Source organism: uncultured Leptotrichia sp., from assembly GCF_938036635.1.
In the GTDB taxonomy this organism is placed as follows: Bacteria; Fusobacteriota; Fusobacteriia; order Fusobacteriales; family Leptotrichiaceae; genus Leptotrichia; species Leptotrichia hongkongensis.
Genome location: NZ_CALHQO010000016.1, coordinates 1 through 1,125, shown reverse-complemented (window position 1 = coordinate 1,125; position 1,125 = coordinate 1). Strand labels below are relative to the sequence as shown.

The 1,125-nt window shown below is 27.8% G+C and carries 2 protein-coding genes; both read left to right on the top strand.

What is annotated here, in order from left to right; genetic code table 11:
- The coding region (locus Q0370_RS00245) for a phospholipase D-like domain-containing protein (RefSeq protein ID WP_299570493.1) at window positions 1–667 on the top strand (667 nt) is incomplete at its 5' end.
- A gap of 36 nt (window positions 668–703) precedes the next feature.
- On the top strand, window positions 704–1,125 hold a 422-nt coding region (locus Q0370_RS00240), incomplete at its 3' end, for a metallophosphoesterase (protein WP_299570491.1).

Genomic DNA, 1,125 nt, shown 5'->3' with positions numbered 1-1,125 from the left:
AGTTGCAAGAATTACTAAAAAAGATGGAAGTTTAAAAAGAAGGCTTCCAAATAAGGATTTTAGCAAAATTCCGTTTTCTTCAAATGACAAGCTGAAAATACAATATTTTACAAATGATGCAACAGCTAAAGATATTTCAGAAGAGTTAAAAAATACACAATTTGGAGAAAAAGTTATCATTGCTCAATTTTTCCTTGCTGATAGAGGAATAATAAATGACATTAGAAAGGCGGCAAAACGTGGAGTAAAATTTGAGATAATATTAAATAATTCAGATGCCGGATTGCCAAATAAGGCGGCGGCTGGAGAATTAATGAAATATGCAAGAAAACATAACTATGACATAGATGTCAAATTTTATAACAAAGGTGAAGAAATGTACCATGTAAAAATGATGTCAATTCTGAAAAAGAATTATCTAATAACTTACGGAGGCTCTACAAACTTTACAAGAAGAAATATGAGAAACTATAATTTAGAAAATGAATTGAAAATAATGTCAGCTTACGACCAGAAAATTTCCAAAGATATTTTAGACTATTATGACAGATTATGGACAAACAGAGATGGTGACTTTACATTACCCTACGATACACAAAAAAATGAAAAATTTATGAATGATATGTTATTCAGATTTATGGAAGTAAATGGATTTGGAGCTTTTTAAAAAAATTTTAAATATAATGAAAGAAGTGCGATTCCTATGGAAAACAGAGTTAAGGTTGAAAGAATAGATGAAAATAATTATGGTAGAATATTTGCAATTTCTGATCTTCATGGTCAATATGATTTATTCTTAAAATTACTTGAAAAGATTAATCTAAAAAGAGAAGATTTGCTTTTAATTTTAGGAGATATTTGTGATAGAGGGAAAAAATCTTATGAAATTTATATGAAATGTATGAAAATGATAAAACTTGGGTATAACTTAAAGTTTATTTTGGGAAATCATGAGGATATGCTTCTGGAGGACTTAGAAAATCACTATCCATTAAGATATGAAACAGAATATTCGATTTATAGATATTCTAAATATTTTGAAAATAAGGATATGAAAGATTGGCATGAAGAGAATTTTTTGGAAGAAATAGAATGGCTTGTGAAATGGCTTAAAAACTGCCCTTT